Origin of the sequence: Citreimonas sp., from assembly GCF_042096055.1 — a bacterium.
Lineage (GTDB): Bacteria > Pseudomonadota > Alphaproteobacteria > Rhodobacterales > Rhodobacteraceae > Citreimonas.
The window spans coordinates 1-17,260 of the sequence record NZ_JBELMH010000043.1 but is presented as its reverse complement, the minus strand read 5'-3'; the positions used below and the strand labels follow the sequence as shown (position 1 = coordinate 17,260).

The following is a 17,260-nucleotide window of genomic DNA, read 5'->3' as shown; positions in this document are numbered from 1 at the left end:
TTGGTCCCCAAATATCCCGGGGGAGGCCCGGAACGGGCCGGGGGCAGAGCCCCACGCGCCCTCACTCCCAGGCGACATCGCCCAGGAAGATGTACCCCGCGCCGTAGATCGTCTTGATCAGGCGCGGGTTCTTGGGGTCCTCGCGCAGCTTGGTGCGCAGGCGCGAGATCCGCACGTCCATCGCCCGGTCGAAGCTGTCGCCGGCGCCGCCGCCGAGCGATTCCTGCATGTGCGCGCGGGTGATCAGGCGCTTCGGGCTTTCGAGGAACAGCCGCAGCACGGCGCCCTCGGCGTGGCTGAAGGGCGTCTCGCACCCGGCGTCGTCGACCAGCGCGTAGCGGTCGAAATGCGCGGTCCAGCCGTTGAAGCGCGCAAGGTCGCCGTGGCTTTGCGGGCGGGCCTGGGTGCGCAGGCGCGCGCGGATGCGGGCTACGACCTCGGCGGGGTCGAACGGCTTGATGATGTAGTCGTCGGCGCCCAGTTCCAGCCCGGTCACGCGGTCCTGCACCTGCGCGCGCCCCGAGATGATGATGACCGTGGCGCCCTTTTCCAGCGCGAGGCGGTGCACCAGGCTCAGCCCGTCGCGGTCGGGCAGGCCGAGGTCGACGAGGCACACGTCCGGCACGGTCTTGCGCAGCGCGGCCTCGAATTCCGTGGCGCGGCCGAAGGTCATGGTGCGGAAGCCGGCCTCGGCCAGCGCGTCGGCCAGCATCGACCGGATCGCCGGTTCGTCGTCGAGGATGGAGACAAGCGCGCTCATGCATCGGGCTTAGCGCATTGCGCGGGGGCGGGGAAGCGGGCGGGCGTCAGGCTCTGGCCGCGCCGGGCGCCTCGGCCGCGCCGACCCCGAGGAAGCGCGCGAGATCCTCGGCCGAGAACGGCTTGGCGATCACCGGGGCGGCGGCCTGTGCCTGCCGGCGCAGCGCGTCGCCGGGCGGCAGCGAGGTCATCAGCCGCACGTCGTGGCCCGGCAGCAGGTCGGGCAGGGCGGCGCCGGGCCGGTCGCCCTCGAGCGCGATGTCCGACAGGACCAGCGCGATGTCGGGCAGACCCTCGGCCAGCAGGATCGCCTCGGCGACGGAACTGGCCTCGACCACGGAAAAGCCCATGCCGGTCAGCATCTCGCGCACGCTTTCGCGTAGTTCGGGCGCGTCCTCGACCAGCAGGACGAGGCCGGCGCGCGCCACCGCCTCTGCCCGGCGCAGCGGCAGGCGCAGCGTCACCTGCGCGCCCGCGTCGGTGTTGGCCAGCCGCAGGTCGCCGCCGGCAAGCTTGGTCATGTCGTAGACCATCGCGAGGCCGAGGCCCGAGCCCTCGCCGCCCTTGGTGGTGAAGAACGGATCGCGCCCGCGCGCGAGCGCCTCGGCGGTGAAGCCGGGGCCGGTGTCGGCGACGGTGATCTCGAACCACACGCCCTGTCGTTCCACCGCGTCAATGACGATGCGGCCGTGCCGGCCGCAGGCGTCGCGGGCGTTGAGCACGAGGTTGAGCAGCGAATCCTGCAACAGCCCCGCATCCAGCATCAGCGCGTCGCGCACCGTGCAAGTGACGTCGAGCGTGATCGACGCGGGCAGCGACGGGCCGGCGAGCGTGGCGAGCTCGTCCAGAAGCTCGGCCGGGACGACGGGTTCGGGACGCCAGGCGCGGTGGCTGGTCACGCCCGCGATGCGCGACAGCAGCGTGCCGCCGCGTCGCGCCGCCTGCATGGTGGCGGCGACCAGCGGATCGGCCTCGGGCGGCAGGTCGAGGCGGGCGAGCTTGGACTGCATGCCCATGATGATCGTCAGCAGGTTCGAGAAATCGTGTGCGAGGCCGCTGGTCAGCTGTGCCGCCAGTTCGCGCCGGCGCGTCTGTTGCAACGCGGCGCGGGCCTGCGTCTCCTCGGTCACGTCCTGGCTGAGGATGTAGACGCCGCGTTCCAGCGGGTCGGGCGTGAACACGCCCCGGATGCGGCGCGAGGAGACCTCGTCGGTGAATTCGAACGTGCTTTGGCGGCCCTCGTAGGCGGCCTGAAGGTGCGGCGCCACGCGGGCGTAGGCCTGCGGACCCAGCGCCTCTTCCATCGTCATGCCCAGGATGTCCGACGGCCGCCCCGGCAGGACCGAGGACAGCCGCTTGTTGGAGAACGTGTAGCGCCCGGCCGCGTCGAGGCGGGCGATGTGGGCGGGCATCATCTCGGTCGTGGTGCGGGTGCGGGCCTCGATCTCGGTCAGCTCGCGGCGGGCCTCTTCCAGCGCGGTGATCGTGGCGGCGAGTTCGCGGTTGGTCTGCGACAGCTGTTCCGAGCGTTTCAGCACCTCGTCCGACAACAGTTCGGACCGGGTGCGCAGCAGGCTTTCCTGCGCCTTCACCGCCGTGATGTCGGTATAGACCGTGACCCAGCCGCCCTGCGGCAGCGGCGCGCCCTCGACGCTGATGAAACGGCCGTTGGCGCGGGGACGCTCCATGTAATGCGGCTCGAACGCGCGGGCCTGTTCGACCCTTGTGTCGACGAACGATTCAAGGTCGTCGACGGGGCCGTATTCGCCGCGCTCGGCCAGGTGACGCACCGTGTCGCGGAAGCGCGCGCCGGGGCGGGTGAGGGCGGCGGGCAGGTCGAACAGCTCGGCGAAGCGGGCGTTGCAGGCCGCCAGCCGCAGGTCGCTGTCGTAGATCGAGATGGCCTGCTGGATCAGGTTCAGCCCGGCCTGCATCAGCGCGTGCGTGCTTGCCATGCGCGATCCTCCTTGCCCCGATGGCTAGCACCGCGCGGGGGGGCGCGCCAAGCGCGATGCGGCTGCCGCCGGGTCAGGCGCGCTTGTTACAATTCGCAAGGATTCGGCAATCATCAGGAAAAAGTTGACCGCCAGCGTGGGGGCTGTCTGAATGGACGACCAAGGTCGCGTGCAAGCGGCCGCCGGTTCTGGAGGGGGCCGGCTGCGATGCCGGGCCAACCGGCATGATGGGAGGAGAAGACTTGGCGCATCTGACCGAGGGCGCGGAGGGATTGCGTTCGATCCCCGCGCTGCTGGCGCGCAATGCGCGCGAATTCGGCGACAGCCCGGCCTACCGGGAAAAGGAATTCGGCATCTGGCAGACCTGGACCTGGGCCCAGGCCGAGGCCGAGATCGAGGATTTCGCGCTGGGCCTGCTGGCGCTGGGCGTCGAGCCGGGCGACGCGGTCGCGGTGATCGGCCGCAACCGACCCACGCTCTACTGGTCGATGGTGTCCGCGCAGATGTGCGGCGCCATCCCGGTGCCGCTCTACCAGGACGCCAACGCCGAGGAGATGGCCTACGTGCTGGAGCATTCCGGCGCGCGCTTCGCGGTGGTGGCCGACCAGGAGCAGGTCGACAAGGTGATCGAGGTGCAGGACGGGCTGAGCCGGTTCGAGCAGATGATCTACGTCGACGCCCGCGGCCTGCGCAAATACGACCATTCCAAGCTGCATCCGTTCACCGCCGTGCAGGACCGGGGCCGCGCCGCGCGCGACACCCTGATGACCGAACTCGACCGCCGGCGCGGGGGGCTGGGTTACGACGATACCTGCGTGATGCTTTACACGTCCGGCACGACGGGCAAGCCCAAGGGCGTGGTGCTGTCGAACCGCAACATCGTGGAATCGGGGCGCGCCTCGTCCGAGTTCGACAACCTGCGGCGCGAGGACGAGGTTCTGGCCTATCTTCCAATGGCTTGGGTCGGGGACTTCATCTTCTCGATCGGGCAGGCCTACTGGACGGGGTTCTGCGTCAACTGCCCGGAATCCGCCGAGACGCTGCTGACCGATCTGCGCGAGATCGCACCGACATATTATTTCGCTCCGCCAAGGGTTTTCGAGACGCAGCTCACGCAGATCATGATCCGGATGGAGGATGCGAGCCCGCTCAAGCGGCGGATGTTCCATTACTTCATGGACCATGCCCGCCGCGTCGGCCCGCGCATCCTCGATAGGAAGCCCGTGGGCGCGATGGACCGGCTGAAATACCGCCTGGGCGAGATGCTGGTCTACGGCCCGCTGAAGAACGCCATGGGCTTTTCGCGCATCCGCGTCGGCTATACCGCCGGCGAGGCGATCGGGCCCGAGATCTTCGACTTCTTCCGCGCGCTGGGGATCAACCTCAAGCAGCTTTACGGGCAGACCGAGGCGTCGGTGTTCATCACCGTGCAGCCCGACGGCGAGGTGCGCAGCGACACCGTCGGCGTGCCCGCCCCGGGCGTGGAAATCCGCATCGGCGACAACGGCGAGGTCTACTACCGCAGCCCGGGTACCTTCGTGGAATACTTCAAGAACCCCGAGTCGACCGCCGATACCAAGGACCCCGAGGGCTGGGTCGCCACCGGCGACGCGGGCTTCATCGAGGAGGGCAGCGGCCACCTTCGGATCATCGACCGCGCCAAGGACGTCGGAAAGATGGCCGACGGCAACATGTTCGCGCCCAAGTACGTCGAGAACAAGCTGAAGTTCTACCCCAACATCCTCGAGGTGGTGGTCTTCGGCGCCGGCCGCGAGAAATGCTGCGCCTTCATCAACATCGACCTCTCGGCGGTGGGCAACTGGGCCGAGCGCAACAACATCGCGTATTCGTCCTACCAGGAACTGGCGGGCCACAAGCAGGTGCTGGACATGATCCAGCGCCACGTCGAGGAGACCAACGAGAGCATCGCGCGCGACGAGATGCTTTCGGGCTGCCAGGTGCACCGGTTCCTGGTGCTGCACAAGGAACTGGACGCCGACGACGGCGAGCTGACGCGCACCCGCAAGGTTCGGCGCAAGATCATCGGCGAGAAGTTCGAGGATCTGGTGAACGCGCTCTACGACGGGTCCGACAGCGTCTACACCGAGACCGAGGTGACCTACGAGGACGGCCGCAAGGGCCGGATCAAGGCGACGCTCGAGATCCGCGACGCCAAGACCTTCCCGGTGGCCCAGGCGCAGGTGGCGGCGGAATGACTTGTGACGCTCGCGCTGACCCGCATCGCTCCCCGGGGCTGCGCCCGTCTGCGTACCGAACGGTCCACCGGGCCGTTTGCGGCAAGGCGGCCGGACGAAGACCCCGCCATGCCTTGGGCGCCTTCCTCTTGGGAGCTTTCGTCTGCTTGTCCCACGCGGCGCATGCCGACACGCACTTGGCTGACATTGCGGCGGAACGATGCCTGGAGCCGATGGTGAAGGATGCGCCGTTCCCGGTCGAAGACTTGCATGCAACATCCCACGAAATTCCGGTCCCAAGCACTGATCTATTCGACCCAGATACTGCGGAAGCGGCCTCATTCGCCTTGGACGACGTGACCCTGATTCTTGTCGAAGCAACATTGCCCGCGGACCCATCAAAGAAATACCGCTACTGTGCGGCTTTCACCGAGATCGGCTCTTCCTCGGGCGGCATATCGGAGCCGCAATTCGAGGCGCTTATTGAGTCCACACCGGGAGACTGGGCACCGATTTGCAGGTTTGCAGATAGTGACATGGCGGCATGGACTGTGACGTCCGGCCGGAACGAGCATTTCCTGCTGGTTATTTCCCAGGGAACGACGCTCAGCGTGTTCAAGCGTTGGACTCCTTGGGACGGATGTGAGGGTGCGGGGGGCAGAACATGAAAGACACCGAAGGATACGTCACCGCCGACGGGCGGCAGATCGGCGGGGTGCTGATGGAGATGCGCAACATCACGCTGAAGTTCGGCGGGGTGACGGCGATCAACGACATCAGCTTCGACATCCGCGAGGGCGAGATCCGCGCCATCATCGGGCCGAACGGCGCGGGCAAGTCGTCGATGCTCAACGTCATCAGCGGCTTCTACACGCCGACCGAGGGCGCGGTGTGGTACAAGGGCGAGAAGCGCCCGCCGATGAAGCCGTTCGAGGTCGCCCGCATGGGCGTGGCGCGCACCTTCCAGAACATCGCGCTGTTCGAGGGGATGACGGTGCTCGACAACGTCATGACGGGCCGCCTGACGCACATGAACGCGGGCATCCTCAGCCAGGCCGTCTGGTGGGGCAAGGCCCGCGACGAGGAGATGGAGAACCGCGAGAAGGTCGAGCGGGTGATCGATTTCCTCGAGATCCAGAACATCCGCAAGACGCCGGTGGGCCGTCTGCCCTACGGCCTCAAGAAGCGGGTCGAACTGGCCCGCGCGCTGGCGGCCGAGCCGTCGATCCTGCTGCTCGACGAGCCGATGGCCGGCATGAACGTCGAGGAGAAGGAGGACATGTCCCGCTTCATCCTGGACGTGAACGACGAATTCGGCACCACGATCTGCCTGATCGAGCACGACATGGGCGTGGTCATGGACCTGTCCGACCGCGTCGTGGTGATGGATTACGGCAAGAAGATCGGCGACGGCGCACCGGCCGAGGTGCGCGCCGACCAGGCGGTGATCGACGCCTATCTGGGGGTGCCGCATGAGTGACCGGTCGCGGAACAGGGGCGCGCGCGTCCTGACCCAGAAGCAATTCCCTACGAATGAAGACAGGGGCCGCACGGCCCGCAGGAGCCTGCCATGCTGAGAGACATCTTCGTCACGCCCTTCGTGGACATGGTCGAGGCGCCCGACTTCCTGATGCAGGTGCTGTGGGAGGGGCTGGTCTCGGGCGTGCTCTACGCGCTGATCGCGCTGGGGTTCGTGCTGATCTTCCGGTCGTCCCGCATCTTCAACTTCGCGCAGGGCATCATGGTGGTGTTCGCGGCGCTGACGCTGGTGGGCCTGCACGCGATGGGCGTGCCGGCCTGGATCGCCGTCGTGGCGACGCTGGCGGTGATGTTCGTGCTGGCGGTCAGCATCGAGCGCGTCGTGCTGCGCCCGCTGGTGGGCCAGCCCGACATCATCCTGTTCATGGCGACGATCGGCATCACGCTGTTCCTGATCGGCCTCGGCGAGACGATCTTCGGCGGCGAGAACAAGGTGATGATCACCGAGGAGCTGGGCATTCCCACGGGCGACACCGTGCTGGAGCCCTTCGGCGGGCTGCTGATCCTGCAGCATCTGGACATCACGGTGGTGCTGGTCGCGGCGACGCTGGTGGGCGCCCTGCTGGCGTTCCTGAACTACACCCGCATGGGGCGCGCGATCCGCGCTCTGGGCGACGACCACCAGGCGGCGCTGTCGGTGGGCATCAGCCTGCAGACGATCTGGGTTCTGGTGTGGTTCATCGCGGGCATCATCGCGCTGGTCACGGGCATCGCCTGGGGCGCGCGGGCCGGGGTTTCCTTCGCGCTCGAGGTCATCGCCTACAAGGCGCTGCCGGTGCTGATGCTGGGCGGGCTCGAATCCATCACCGGCGCCATCGTCGGCGGGCTGATGATCGGCGTGCTCGAGAAGATCTTCGAGATCTACTGGGGCCAGCCGCTGCTGGGCGGCAACACCGAGGCATGGTTCGCCTTCGTGCTGGCGCTGATCGTGCTGCTGTTCCGTCCGCAGGGGCTGTTCGGGGAAAGGATCATCGAGCGGGTCTAGACGGCCCGCCGGGGGCGCAAGCCTTCGGCGGGGATCCGACCGACACGACGGGCCGCGCGGCGGCCGGCTGAGGACACACGGGCGCCACGCCCGCGACGGGACGCGAAGGCGGACCGGGACGAAGGAAAAGAGAGACGGTCATGCTTTACCGCACCGCAGGGCAGTTCAAGACCAGCTACAAGGCCGACCAGGCGCTGTTCCCGGTCCGGCAGGACGCGATCCTGCTGGGGGTGATCCTGGCCTTCGCCTGGGTGATCTTCCCGTTCACCGCGTCGGAATTCGCCTTCCAGACCATGCTGATCCCGGTGCTGATCTACGCGCTGGCGGCGATGGGGCTGAACATCCTGACGGGCTATGCCGGTCAGCTGAGCCTGGGCACCGGCGCGTTCATGGGCGTGGGCGCCTATGCCTGCTACAAGATGATCACGCTGTTCCCGTGGATGAACCCGATCGTGGCGATCCTGCTGTCGGGCGTCTTCAGCGCGGGCGTGGGCGTGATGTTCGGCATCCCCAGCCTGCGCATCAAGGGCTTCTATCTCGCGATCGCGACGCTGGCCGCGCAGTTCTTCCTGGCGTGGCTGTTCGAGAAGTGGGGCTGGCTTTACAACTACAACGCCAGCGGCGCGATCCAGGTGCCGAACATCGAGATGTTCGGGATCTACGTCACCGGCCCGCAGGCGGACTCGATCGTGCAGTACTTCCTGGTGCTGGGAATCGTCACGCTGATGACGCTGCTGTGCATCAACCTGACCCGTGGCACGCTGGGGCGCACGTGGAAGGCCACGCGCGACATGGACATCGCGGCCGAGCTGATCGGCATCAACCTGATGACCTCGAAGCTGACGGCCTTCGCGATCTCGTCCTACGTCGTGGGCGTGGCCGGCGCGCTGTATGTCTTCATGTGGAAGGGCGCGGCCGAGCCGAACGTGTTCTACATCCAGCTGAGCTTCCAGGTGCTGTTCATCGCGATCATCGGCGGGCTGGGCTCGATCCTCGGCAACTTCCTGGGCGCGATCCTGATCGTCGGGCTGCCGGTTGTGCTGAACATGGTGCCCGGCGCGCTGGGGATCCCCATCAGCTCGGCCATGGTCGAGCATCTCAACACCATGATCGTCGGCGCGCTGATCATCTTCTTCCTGATCGTCGAGCCGCATGGACTCGCGCGGCTCTGGGCGCTGATCCGCGAGAAACTCATCATCTGGCCGTTCCCGCACTAGGGGCGGCCGGACACGATCCCGGGCAAACCGGGGCCTTTTCAACCCATGGGAGGATAACCATGAACCACTTCACCAAGCTTGCCGCAGCCGCGGTGATCGCCGGCGCAACGGGCGGCAGCGCCCTCGCGCAAGAGCTGTTCACGCCGAACCTGGCCTACCGCACCGGGCCGTTCGCGGCGACCGGCATCCCGATCATGAACGGGCAGGCGGACTACTTCACCATGCTCAACGAGCGTGACGGCGGCATCGGCGGCGTGCCGGTGAACGCCGAGGAATGCGAGACCGGCTATTCCACCGAGAAGGGCGTGGAGTGCTACGAGAAGCTCAAGGGCGAGGCGCTGGTGACCCAGCCCTGGTCGACCGGCATCACGCTGCAGGTCCTGCCCAAGTCCAACGTCGACCAGATCCCGATCCTGGCGCCCGGCTACGGCTTTTCGCCGATGTCGGACGGCACCACCTTCCAGTGGGCCTACAACACCCCGTCGGGTTACTGGGACGCGGCCGACATGATCGTGCAGTACATCGAGGCGCAGGAAGGCGATCTCGACGGCAAGAAGTTCGCGTTCCTGCATCTCGACCACCCGTTCGGCAAGGAGCCGCTGCCGGTGCTCGAGAAGCTGGCCGAGGAGAAGGGCTTCGAGCTGGTGCCAATCCCCGTGGGCCTCAACGAGATGCAGAACCAGTCGGCGCAGTGGCTGCAGATCCGCCGCGAGCGTCCCGACTACGTCATCATGTGGGGCTGGGGTGCGATGAACGCCGGCGCCATCACCGAGGCGGTCAAGACCAAGTTCCCGATGGAGAACTTCATCGGCGTGTGGTGGGCCGGGCATGACGCGGATCTCGACCTCGTGGGCGAGGACGGCGCCGGCTACAAGTCGATCAGCTGGTCGTTCCCGAACATGGACGCGCCGGTGATGCAGGACGTGAAGGAATACGTCGTCGACGCGGGCCTGTCGCAGACCAACGAGGAAGAGATGCAAGGCGTCTTCTACGGCCGCGGCATCGTCATCTCGGCGATCCTGGCCGAGGCGATCCGCGTCGCGCAGGAAGAGTACGACGTGGCCGAGATCAACCCGTCGCAGCTGCGCTGGGGCCTCGAGAACCTCAACTTCACCGAGGAGCGCATCGCCGAGCTGGGCCTCGACGGCATGGTGCCGCCGTTCCAGACCACCTGCGCCAACCACACCGGCCATTCCGGCGGCTGGATGCTGGAATGGGACGGCGAGCAGTTCGTCAAGGCGTCCGAGCTTTTGACCCCGAACGTCGAGGGCTACCGCGAGCTGATCGACGCCAACGCGGCCGAGTACGCGGAAAGCAACGCGCCGTGGCCGACCAACGAAGAGTGCTCGGCCACCAACTGACGCCGAGACTGCCGGCGGCCTTCGGGCCGCCGGCGACCCGACCGATACCGCAGACCGGGGCCATTGCCCGAAGAAGGGGACTCCACATGCTCGATGCCGCACGGACCGACGAGGCGCTGCTCGAGGTCAACAACGTCGAGGTGATCTACAACCACGTGATCCTCGTGCTGAAGGGCGTCAGCCTGACCGTCCGCAAGGGCGGCATCACCGCGCTTCTGGGCGGCAACGGGGCGGGCAAGACCACGACGCTGAAGGCGATCTCGAACCTGCTGCACTCCGAGCGCGGCGAGGTCACCAAGGGCAGCATCCTCTACAAGGGCGAGCGGGTGCAGGACCTCGACCCGTCGGCGCTGGTCAAGCGCGGCGTGATCCAAGTGATGGAGGGGCGGCACTGCTTCCAGCACCTCACGGTCGAGGAGAACCTGATGACCGGCGCCTATACCCGCCGCGACGGCAAGGGCGCGATCGAGGCCGACCTCGAGATGGTCTACACCTACTTTCCCCGCCTGAAGGAGCGCCGCCGCAGCCAGGCGGGCTATACCTCGGGCGGCGAGCAGCAGATGACGGCGGTGGGCCGCGCGCTGATGTCGCGCCCCGAGATGATCCTGCTGGACGAGCCGTCGATGGGGCTGGCGCCGCAGCTGGTCGAGCAGATCTTCGAGATCGTGAAGTCGATCAACGAGAACGAGGGCGTGAGCTTCCTGCTGGCAGAGCAGAACACCAACGTCGCCCTGCGCTACGCGCACCAGGGCTATATCCTGGAGAACGGCCGCGTGGTGATGGAGGGCACGGCGCCCGAGCTGCGCGAGAACGCCGACGTGAAGGAATTCTACCTCGGCGTGTCCGACGAGGGGCGCAAGTCGTTCCGCGACGTGCGGTCCTATCGGCGGCGCAAGCGCTGGCTGGCGTGACGGCGCGGTAGAAACACGCGCGCGGGGTGCGCCGTTGGTGTCCGGACGGCAACCGACGGAGAACGACATGGCCAAGGCAGACGACATCGTGACCGCCCTGATCGACGATCACGGCACCCTGTTCAGCGAGGAGATCGGCGCGACCATCGCCCGCGACGAGCCGCAGCAATGGTTCCACTGGCTGATCGCCGCGCAGCTGATGTCGGCGCGGATCGCCGCCGGCAACGCGGTGCAGGCGGCCCGCGCGCTGAAGGACGAGGGGCTGCACAAGGTCGACGCGCTGGCCTCGGTCAACCGCAACCACCTGGTCAAGGTGCTGAACCGGAACGGCTATGCCCGCTACGACAACCAGGGTGCCGACCGGCTGATCGAGACCGCGAAGATGGCGGACGCGCGCTATGGCGGCGACCTGCGCCGGATGCGCGACGAGGGCGGCGACCGCGACGGCATCCTGTCGCGGGTGCAGGAATTCAAGGGCTTCGGCCCGACCGGTGCCGCGATCTTCGCGCGCGAGGCGCAGATCGCGTGGGAGGCGCTCTACCCGATGCTCGACGACGTGTCGGGCGGGCAGGCGCGGAAATTGGGATTGCCGGACGACGCGGCCAAGCTCGCCGACAAGGCGGGCTCGGCCGAGCGGTACACGCGGCTGGTCGCGGCGCTGACGCGCGTGGCGCTGGACGGGCCAAGCGAGCGGGTCGAGGCGGCCGCAGGCTAGCGCCGCGCCGCGACGGTCCGGGGATGACAGGCGGCGCAGCCGCCGCACGACATGATGGCGGCATGGCCGTCGCACGACATCGGGGCGGAGACGCCCGGGACGGACAGGAAGGGACGCGGCATGAGCACCTATTACGACGATCTCGAAACCCGCAGCCAGGACGCGCGCGAGGCGGCGCAACTGGCCGCGCTCAATGACCTGCTGGGCCGGCACAAGATGGACCCGCTGGAAAGCCTTTCGGACCTCGCCCGGCTGCCGGTCCTGCGCAAGGCCGACCTGTCCGAGCGGCAGGCGGCGCACCCGCCCTTCGGGGGGCTGCCTGTGGCCAACGTCGCCCACATCTTCCAGAGCCCCGGTCCGATTTACGAGCCCGGCGGCATCACCCACGACTGGTGGCGCATGGGCCGCTTCCTGCACGCGGCGCGTGTTGGGCCGGGCGACATCGTGCAGAACTGCTTTGGCTACCACCTGACGCCCGCCGGGCACATCTTCGAGAGCGGCGCGCGCGCCGTGGGCGCCACAGTGCTGCCCGCCGGCACCGGCCAGACCGAGCTTCAGGTCCGCGCCGCGCGCGACGTGAAGGTCACGGCCTATGCCGGCACGCCCGATTACCTGAAGGTCATCCTCGAGAAGGCCGACGAGATGGGGGTCGAGCTGGGCATCACCAAGGCCGGCGTCGGCGGCGGCGCGCTGTTTCCGTCGCTGCGCCAGTACTACGCCGATCGCGGCATCGCCTGCCTGCAATGCTACGCCACGGCCGACCTGGGCAACGTCGCGTATGAAAGCCCGGCCATGGAGGGCATGATCCTCGACGAGCACGTGATCGTCGAGATCGTCACCCCCGGCACCGGCGACCCTGTCGCACCCGGCGAGGTGGGCGAGATCGTGGTCACGACGCTGAACCCCGACTACCCGCTGATCCGCTTCGCCACGGGCGACCTGTCGGCGATCATGCCGGGCGAAAGCCCCTGCGGCCGCACCAACGCGCGCATCAAGGGCTGGATGGGCCGCGCCGACCAGACGACCAAGATCAAGGGCATGTTCGTCCGCCCCGAGCAGGTCGCGGCCCTTGTCGCCAAGCATCCCGAGATCGCCCGCGCCCGCGTCGTGGCCAGCCGCGAGGGCGAGCGCGACGTGATGACCGTGCGGCTCGAGACCGAGGCGACGGATGCGTCGGCCTTCGAGGCGTCGGTCGCCGACGTGCTCAAGCTGCGCGGCGCGGTCGAGATCGTGCCGATCGGCGGATTGCCGCGCGACGGGTTGGTCATCGAGGATGCGCGCAGCTACGATTGAGCCCTCAGCCCCGCGGCCCTCGAGCGGTGGGGCCGCATCAGGAGGAGGACGCGATGCGCGCAGTGACCCGGTCGACGAAAGGTTCAGCCAAGGCGAAGGGGAGGGCGCTCCTGTCGGCGGCCTTCACGCTGGCGGCGCTGCCGGCCCTCGCGGGCGAGGCGCTGGTCATCGGCAACGCGCGCTATTCCACCTTCGACACGGTGTTCGGCGCCGAACGGGTCGGCGCCGCCGCACAGGCCTTGCGCGACCGGGGCCTCGGCGTGACCGAGGCGGCGAACGCCGACGCCAGCGCCATGCGCGGCGCGCTGGCGCGGTTCGTCGCGGGCATCGAGGACGACGAGGCGCCGCTGGTCGTGGTGCTGTCGGGCGCCTTCGTGCACGGCCACGCCGGCGCGTGGCTGCTGCCCGCGGGCTCCGAGACGGGCGACGCGGCCACCGCGCTGACGCAGGGCCTGCCGCTCGACGCGGTGCTGTCGGTGCTGGCCGCGCGGCCGGGGCGCGCCTTCTTGGTGCTGGGCGAAAGCCCGGCAGGGGCGGGGGCCGCGCCGTTCCTGACCGCGGGGCCGGGCGACCTGGAGGTGCCGCAGGGCGTCACCGTGATCCGGGGCCCCGCGCCCGAGGTGGCCCGTTTCGCCACCCGCGCGATGCCGCGCCCCGGTGCGCCGCTGGCCGAGGCGGCGGCCGAGTTGTCGTTGAGCGTCGACGGCTACGCGCCCGACGGTCTGGTGGTGCTGCTGGCCGACGACGTCTCCGCGCCCGCGGCACAGCCGGCGCCCGTCGCGGACGAGCCCGCCGCAGCGCGCGCCTCGCGCGACGATTCGGCCTGGCGCCGGGCCGAGCAGATGGACAGCGCCGAGGGCTATCGCATCTACCTCGAGGCCTTTCCCGAGGGACAGAATGCTCCCGCCGCTCGACAACGCCTGCGCGCCATCGGGGAAGACCCGCTGTACGCCGACCGCCGGGCCGAGGAGGCGCTGGAACTGACCCGCGAAGAGCGCCGCAGCGTGCAGCAGAACTTGTCGATCCTGGGCTACGACACGCGCGGCATCGACGGGATCTTCGGCCCCGGCACGCGCAGCGCGATCGAACGCTGGCAGGACGCCGAGGGCTATGCCGTGACTGGCCTGTTGACTGGCCCGCAGGTCACCCGGCTGGACCGCGCCGCCGAGACGCGCGCGGTCGAGATCGAGCGCGAGGCGCAGGCCCGCGCCGAGGCGCGCGAAGCCGCTGACCAGGCCCTGTGGGATCGCGTGTCGGACCAGGGGCGCGAGGAGGACCTGCGCCGCTACCTGCAGGATTTCCCCGACGGCCTTTATGCCGACCGCGCGCAGGCGCTTCTGACGGACATCGAGGAGCAGCGCGCCGAGCAGGCCGCCGAGCAGGACCGGCAGGCCTGGCAGGCGGCGCGTGCCGACGACACCGTCGCGGCCTACCGCCGTTACCTCGACCAGCGGCCGCAGGGCGCCTTCGCCGGCGAGGCGCAGGCGCGCATCCAGGCGCTGCAGGGCGCAGGCGACGACGCCGCCGCCCGCGAAGCCGAAGACAGCCTGGGCCTTGGCGCCGTGGGCCGCAGGCTGGCCGAGGTGCGCCTGTCGCAGCTGGGGCTGGATCCGGGACAGATCGACGGCGCCTTCGACGCCGAGACGCGCCGCGCGATCCGCCGCTACCAGCGCGACCGCGACCTGAACGCGACCGGCTACCTCGACCAGGCGACGGTGGTTCGGCTGCTGGCGGGCGGGCTGGAAGGGCTGTTCTCGCGCTGAGGCCGGGCGCGGCGCCTCTTTCGGGGCGCCGCGGCCCTGCACCAAGACCCCGACAAGACCCTGAAACGTCGAAGACCGCCCCGAGGGGCGGCCTTCGCGTATTCCGAAACGGTGTCCGGGTTCAGCCTTGGCGGGCCTTGAACCGGCGCTGGGTCTTGTTGATGACGTAGACCCGGCCCTTGCGGCGCACGACGCGGCAATCGCGATGGCGCTTCTTGAGCGAGCGGAGCGAGTTTGCAACCTTCATCGGTGCTCTCCTCTTGTCTCGGCGCGCGAGCGCCTGCGTTGCGTTTACCGGCACGTGAAAGCGCGCCAACGCGGGCGCGCGCCCCCTGTGCCGGGGCTTGTAATTCCATGGTGGGCGGTACTGGGATCGAACCAGTGACCCCTACGATGTCAACGTAGTGCTCTACCGCTGAGCTAACCGCCCGTATGGCCTTTGCGATTCTGCCCGCCCCGAGGTGTTCGGGGCCGGCTGATCCGCGCCGGTGGGCGGTCTATAAAAGGACTCGAAACCGGGATCAAGGGCTTTTGGCAAAGTCGCAAATCGCGCTATCTTCGATCGGACCGCAGCAGTGCACGGATTGCCCGATGGCCGCCTTCGCCCTTCACAGGCCCGACAGACCGACATCGCGCGTCGTGTTCGCCTCGCCGCACTCGGGCAGCGACTATCCGGCGGATCTTATGCGCGGCTCGGTGCTGGACCGGCACGCGATCCGGTCGTCCGAGGACGCCTTCGTCGACCGGCTGTTCGACTGCGCGCCCGAGTTCGGCGCGCCGCTGCTGGCGGCCGCTGCGCCGCGCGCCTACGTCGACCTCAACCGCGCGGCGGACGAGCTCGACCCCGCGCTGATCGAGGGCATCCGGCGCGGGCCGCACAACCCGCGCGTCGCGAGCGGCCTGGGCGTGATTCCCCGCGTCGTAGCCAACGGCCGCGCGATCTATCGCGGCAAGATCCCGCATGCCGAGGCGACCGGCCGGCTGAACAGCGTCTGGGTGCCGTACCACGCGGCGCTGCAGCGCCTGCTGGACGAGGCGCACGCGCTGCACGGCGAGGCGATCGTGGTCGATTGCCATTCGATGCCGCACGAGGCGGTGGCGAGCCTGGCGCGCGGCGGGCGGCGGGCCGAGGTGGTGATCGGCGACCGGTTCGGCGCCTCGGCGGGCGGCGCGATCGTCGACCGGATCGAGGCGGCCTTCGCCGCGCAGGGATTCTCCGTGGCGCGCAACGCACCCTTCGCCGGCGCCTACACCACGCAGCATTACGGCCGCCCCGGGCGCGGACGCCACGCCGTGCAGGTCGAGATCGACCGCGCGCTGTACATGGACGAGGCGACGATCCGCCCGCACGACGGATTCGAGCCGCTGCGCGCGGCGCTGCGCGGCGCCATCGCCGAGATCGCCTCTCTGGGCCGGGACGCGGTTCCGCTCGCGGCCGAGTAGCTCAGCCGCGCGGGAACAGCCGGTCCAGCGCCGCGTCCAGCGGCTGGCCCTTGTCCAGCGTCAGTCGCACCGGCAGCGTCAGGACCTTTGGCCGGAAGGCGCGTGGCAGGCGGACTGCGTCCTTTTCCGTCGTCACCAGCTGTGCGCCCAGTTTGCGGGCCTCGGCCTCGAGCCGCGACAGGAGGGCGGTGCTGAAGGTCTGGTGATCGTCCAGCGCCTCGCCGTGGCGCAGGTCGGCGCCGAGCGCGCGCAGGGTGGCGAAGAATTTCTCGGGATGGCCGATGCCGGCGAAGGCGAGCACCGGCAGGCCCTGCCAGTCCATGCCCGTCTGCAACGGCTCGAGATGCCCGGTGACGCGCGGCACCGGCACCGCATCGCCCCAGCGGGCGGTAAAGCTGTCCTGCGCCTCGGCCTCGCCGATGCTCAGCAGCAGGTCGGCGCGTTCGAGGCCCGCCGCGACCGGCTCGCGCAGCGGGCCGGCGGGCAGGCAGCGCCCGTTGCCGAAGCCGCGCGCGGCGTCGACCACGACGATCGACAGGTCCTTGGCCAGCGCCGGGTTCTGAAAGCCGTCGTCGAGGATCAGCGCCTGCGCGCCGGCCGCTTCGGCCGCGCGGGCGCCGGCGGCACGGTCGCGCGCGACCCAGGTAGGGGCGAAGGCCGCGATCAGCAGCGGCTCGTCCCCGGTGTCGGTGGCGGTGTGGCGCTGCTCATTCACGCGCACGGGGCCGGCGAGGCGCCCGCCATAGCCGCGCGAGATCACGTGCGCGGTGATGCCGCGCGCCGACAGCGCCATCAGCAGCGCGATCACGGTGGGCGTCTTGCCGGTGCCGCCGGCGTTGAGGTTGCCGACGCAGATCACTGGTACGCCGGCGCGGTGCGCCGGTGGGCGCGCGACGCGCCGGGCCGTTGCGGCAGCGCTGAGCCGGCCCAGCGGGGCCAGCAGCCGCGCGCCAAGGCCGGGCCGGTCGGGCGGGTTGTCCCAGAACGCCGGCGGTCGCATCACGCGCCCGCCTTGGCGCGCCGATCCATCTGGTCGAAGACCTCGGCGATGACCGTGTCGACCAGCGCAGAGCCCTCGGAGATCACGCGCCAGCCGGCATGCGCCATGGCGGCGGCCTTGTCCG

The 17,260-nt window shown here is 69.2% G+C and carries 15 protein-coding genes and 1 tRNA gene; 11 read left to right on the top strand and 5 right to left on the bottom strand.

All coding sequences use genetic code 11. From position 1 onward, the window contains the following. Positions 1-61: 61 nt before the first annotated feature. The gene (locus ACFDTC_RS10955; protein ID WP_375258913.1) at positions 62-760 is read right to left on the bottom strand and encodes a response regulator transcription factor; all 699 of its coding nucleotides are present in this window, start codon (positions 758-760) and stop codon (positions 62-64) included. A 46-nt stretch (positions 761-806) separates the two neighbouring features. Beyond that, entirely contained in the window at positions 807-2,714 is a 1,908-nt protein-coding gene (locus tag ACFDTC_RS10950) for a PAS-domain containing protein (protein ID WP_375258912.1), read from the bottom strand. A 242-nt stretch (positions 2,715-2,956) separates the two neighbouring features. On the opposite strand from ACFDTC_RS10950, the gene ACFDTC_RS10945 reads away from it, so the two are divergent. The 10 genes from ACFDTC_RS10945 (at position 2,957) to ACFDTC_RS10900 (ending at position 14,693) form a co-directional block, all read left to right on the top strand. Continuing rightward, entirely contained in the window at positions 2,957-4,930 is a 1,974-nt protein-coding gene (locus ACFDTC_RS10945) for an AMP-binding protein (RefSeq protein WP_375258911.1), read from the top strand. Positions 4,931-5,106: 176 nt separating this feature from the next. Beyond that, complete coding sequence (locus ACFDTC_RS10940) at positions 5,107-5,577, top strand: hypothetical protein (RefSeq protein ID WP_375258910.1); 471 nt, start codon at positions 5,107-5,109, stop codon at positions 5,575-5,577. Then, complete coding sequence (locus ACFDTC_RS10935) at positions 5,574-6,389, top strand: ABC transporter ATP-binding protein (RefSeq protein ID WP_375258909.1); 816 nt, start codon at positions 5,574-5,576, stop codon at positions 6,387-6,389. The genes ACFDTC_RS10940 and ACFDTC_RS10935 overlap by 4 nt, the downstream gene beginning before the upstream one ends. 90 nt (positions 6,390-6,479) lie before the next feature. Continuing rightward, entirely contained in the window at positions 6,480-7,433 is a 954-nt protein-coding gene (locus ACFDTC_RS10930; protein ID WP_375258908.1) for a branched-chain amino acid ABC transporter permease, read from the top strand. Between the two features lie 140 nt (positions 7,434-7,573). Further along, positions 7,574-8,650, top strand: a complete 1,077-nt coding sequence (locus ACFDTC_RS10925) for a branched-chain amino acid ABC transporter permease (protein WP_375258907.1) — start codon at positions 7,574-7,576, stop codon at positions 8,648-8,650. A gap of 59 nt (positions 8,651-8,709) precedes the next feature. Then, positions 8,710-10,011 (top strand): ABC transporter substrate-binding protein, encoded by a 1,302-nt coding sequence (locus ACFDTC_RS10920; RefSeq protein WP_375258906.1) that lies wholly within the window; start codon positions 8,710-8,712, stop codon positions 10,009-10,011. Positions 10,012-10,097: 86 nt separating this feature from the next. Beyond that, positions 10,098-10,922: an ABC transporter ATP-binding protein gene (locus ACFDTC_RS10915; protein ID WP_375258905.1), complete on the top strand. Its 825-nt coding sequence runs from the start codon at positions 10,098-10,100 to the stop codon at positions 10,920-10,922. 67 nt (positions 10,923-10,989) lie between these two features. Then, positions 10,990-11,637 carry a hypothetical protein gene (locus ACFDTC_RS10910; RefSeq protein ID WP_375258904.1) on the top strand — a complete coding sequence of 216 codons (648 nt, stop codon included), beginning with the start codon at positions 10,990-10,992 and terminating at the stop codon, positions 11,635-11,637. 120 nt (positions 11,638-11,757) lie between these two features. Next, on the top strand, positions 11,758-12,930 hold the full coding sequence (locus ACFDTC_RS10905; protein ID WP_375258903.1) for a phenylacetate--CoA ligase family protein: 1,173 nt from the start codon (positions 11,758-11,760) through the stop codon (positions 12,928-12,930). 53 nt (positions 12,931-12,983) lie between these two features. After that, positions 12,984-14,693: a peptidoglycan-binding protein gene (locus tag ACFDTC_RS10900; protein ID WP_375258902.1), complete on the top strand. Its 1,710-nt coding sequence runs from the start codon at positions 12,984-12,986 to the stop codon at positions 14,691-14,693. A gap of 121 nt (positions 14,694-14,814) precedes the next feature. Here ACFDTC_RS10900 and ykgO read toward each other — a convergent pair whose 3' ends face one another. After that, positions 14,815-14,940: a type B 50S ribosomal protein L36 gene (gene ykgO, locus ACFDTC_RS10895; protein ID WP_007792261.1), complete on the bottom strand. Its 126-nt coding sequence runs from the start codon at positions 14,938-14,940 to the stop codon at positions 14,815-14,817. A gap of 108 nt (positions 14,941-15,048) precedes the next feature. Continuing rightward, positions 15,049-15,123: transfer RNA gene (locus ACFDTC_RS10890), tRNA-Val, on the bottom strand. Positions 15,124-15,284: 161 nt separating this feature from the next. On the opposite strand from ACFDTC_RS10890, the gene ACFDTC_RS10885 reads away from it, so the two are divergent. Beyond that, positions 15,285-16,136, top strand: coding sequence for an N-formylglutamate amidohydrolase (locus ACFDTC_RS10885; RefSeq protein ID WP_375258901.1), 852 nt, complete (start codon positions 15,285-15,287; stop codon positions 16,134-16,136). Position 16,137: 1 nt separating this feature from the next. Here the strand turns inward: ACFDTC_RS10885 and lpxK are convergent, their stop codons facing one another. Next, positions 16,138-17,136, bottom strand: a complete 999-nt coding sequence (gene lpxK / locus ACFDTC_RS10880; protein WP_375258900.1) for a tetraacyldisaccharide 4'-kinase — start codon at positions 17,134-17,136, stop codon at positions 16,138-16,140. Positions 17,137-17,260: the final 124 nt, after the last annotated feature.

What these genes read in the sequence shown, in the direction of transcription:
- ACFDTC_RS10955 (WP_375258913.1), bottom strand. Translation starts at nt 760, where the DNA reads ATGAGCGCGCTTGTCTCCATCCTCGACGACGAACCGGCGATCCGGTCG.
- ACFDTC_RS10950 (WP_375258912.1), bottom strand. Translation starts at nt 2,714, where the DNA reads ATGGCAAGCACGCACGCGCTGATGCAGGCCGGGCTGAACCTGATCCAG.
- ACFDTC_RS10935 (WP_375258909.1), top strand. Translation starts at nt 5,574, where the DNA reads ATGAAAGACACCGAAGGATACGTCACCGCCGACGGGCGGCAGATCGGC.
- ACFDTC_RS10930 (WP_375258908.1), top strand. Translation starts at nt 6,480, where the DNA reads ATGCTGAGAGACATCTTCGTCACGCCCTTCGTGGACATGGTCGAGGCG.
- ACFDTC_RS10925 (WP_375258907.1), top strand. Translation starts at nt 7,574, where the DNA reads ATGCTTTACCGCACCGCAGGGCAGTTCAAGACCAGCTACAAGGCCGAC.
- ACFDTC_RS10920 (WP_375258906.1), top strand. Translation starts at nt 8,710, where the DNA reads ATGAACCACTTCACCAAGCTTGCCGCAGCCGCGGTGATCGCCGGCGCA.
- ACFDTC_RS10915 (WP_375258905.1), top strand. Translation starts at nt 10,098, where the DNA reads ATGCTCGATGCCGCACGGACCGACGAGGCGCTGCTCGAGGTCAACAAC.
- ACFDTC_RS10910 (WP_375258904.1), top strand. Translation starts at nt 10,990, where the DNA reads ATGGCCAAGGCAGACGACATCGTGACCGCCCTGATCGACGATCACGGC.
- ACFDTC_RS10905 (WP_375258903.1), top strand. Translation starts at nt 11,758, where the DNA reads ATGAGCACCTATTACGACGATCTCGAAACCCGCAGCCAGGACGCGCGC.
- ACFDTC_RS10900 (WP_375258902.1), top strand. Translation starts at nt 12,984, where the DNA reads ATGCGCGCAGTGACCCGGTCGACGAAAGGTTCAGCCAAGGCGAAGGGG.
- ykgO (WP_007792261.1), bottom strand. Translation starts at nt 14,940, where the DNA reads ATGAAGGTTGCAAACTCGCTCCGCTCGCTCAAGAAGCGCCATCGCGAT.
- ACFDTC_RS10885 (WP_375258901.1), top strand. Translation starts at nt 15,285, where the DNA reads ATGGCCGCCTTCGCCCTTCACAGGCCCGACAGACCGACATCGCGCGTC.
- lpxK (WP_375258900.1), bottom strand. Translation starts at nt 17,136, where the DNA reads ATGCGACCGCCGGCGTTCTGGGACAACCCGCCCGACCGGCCCGGCCTT.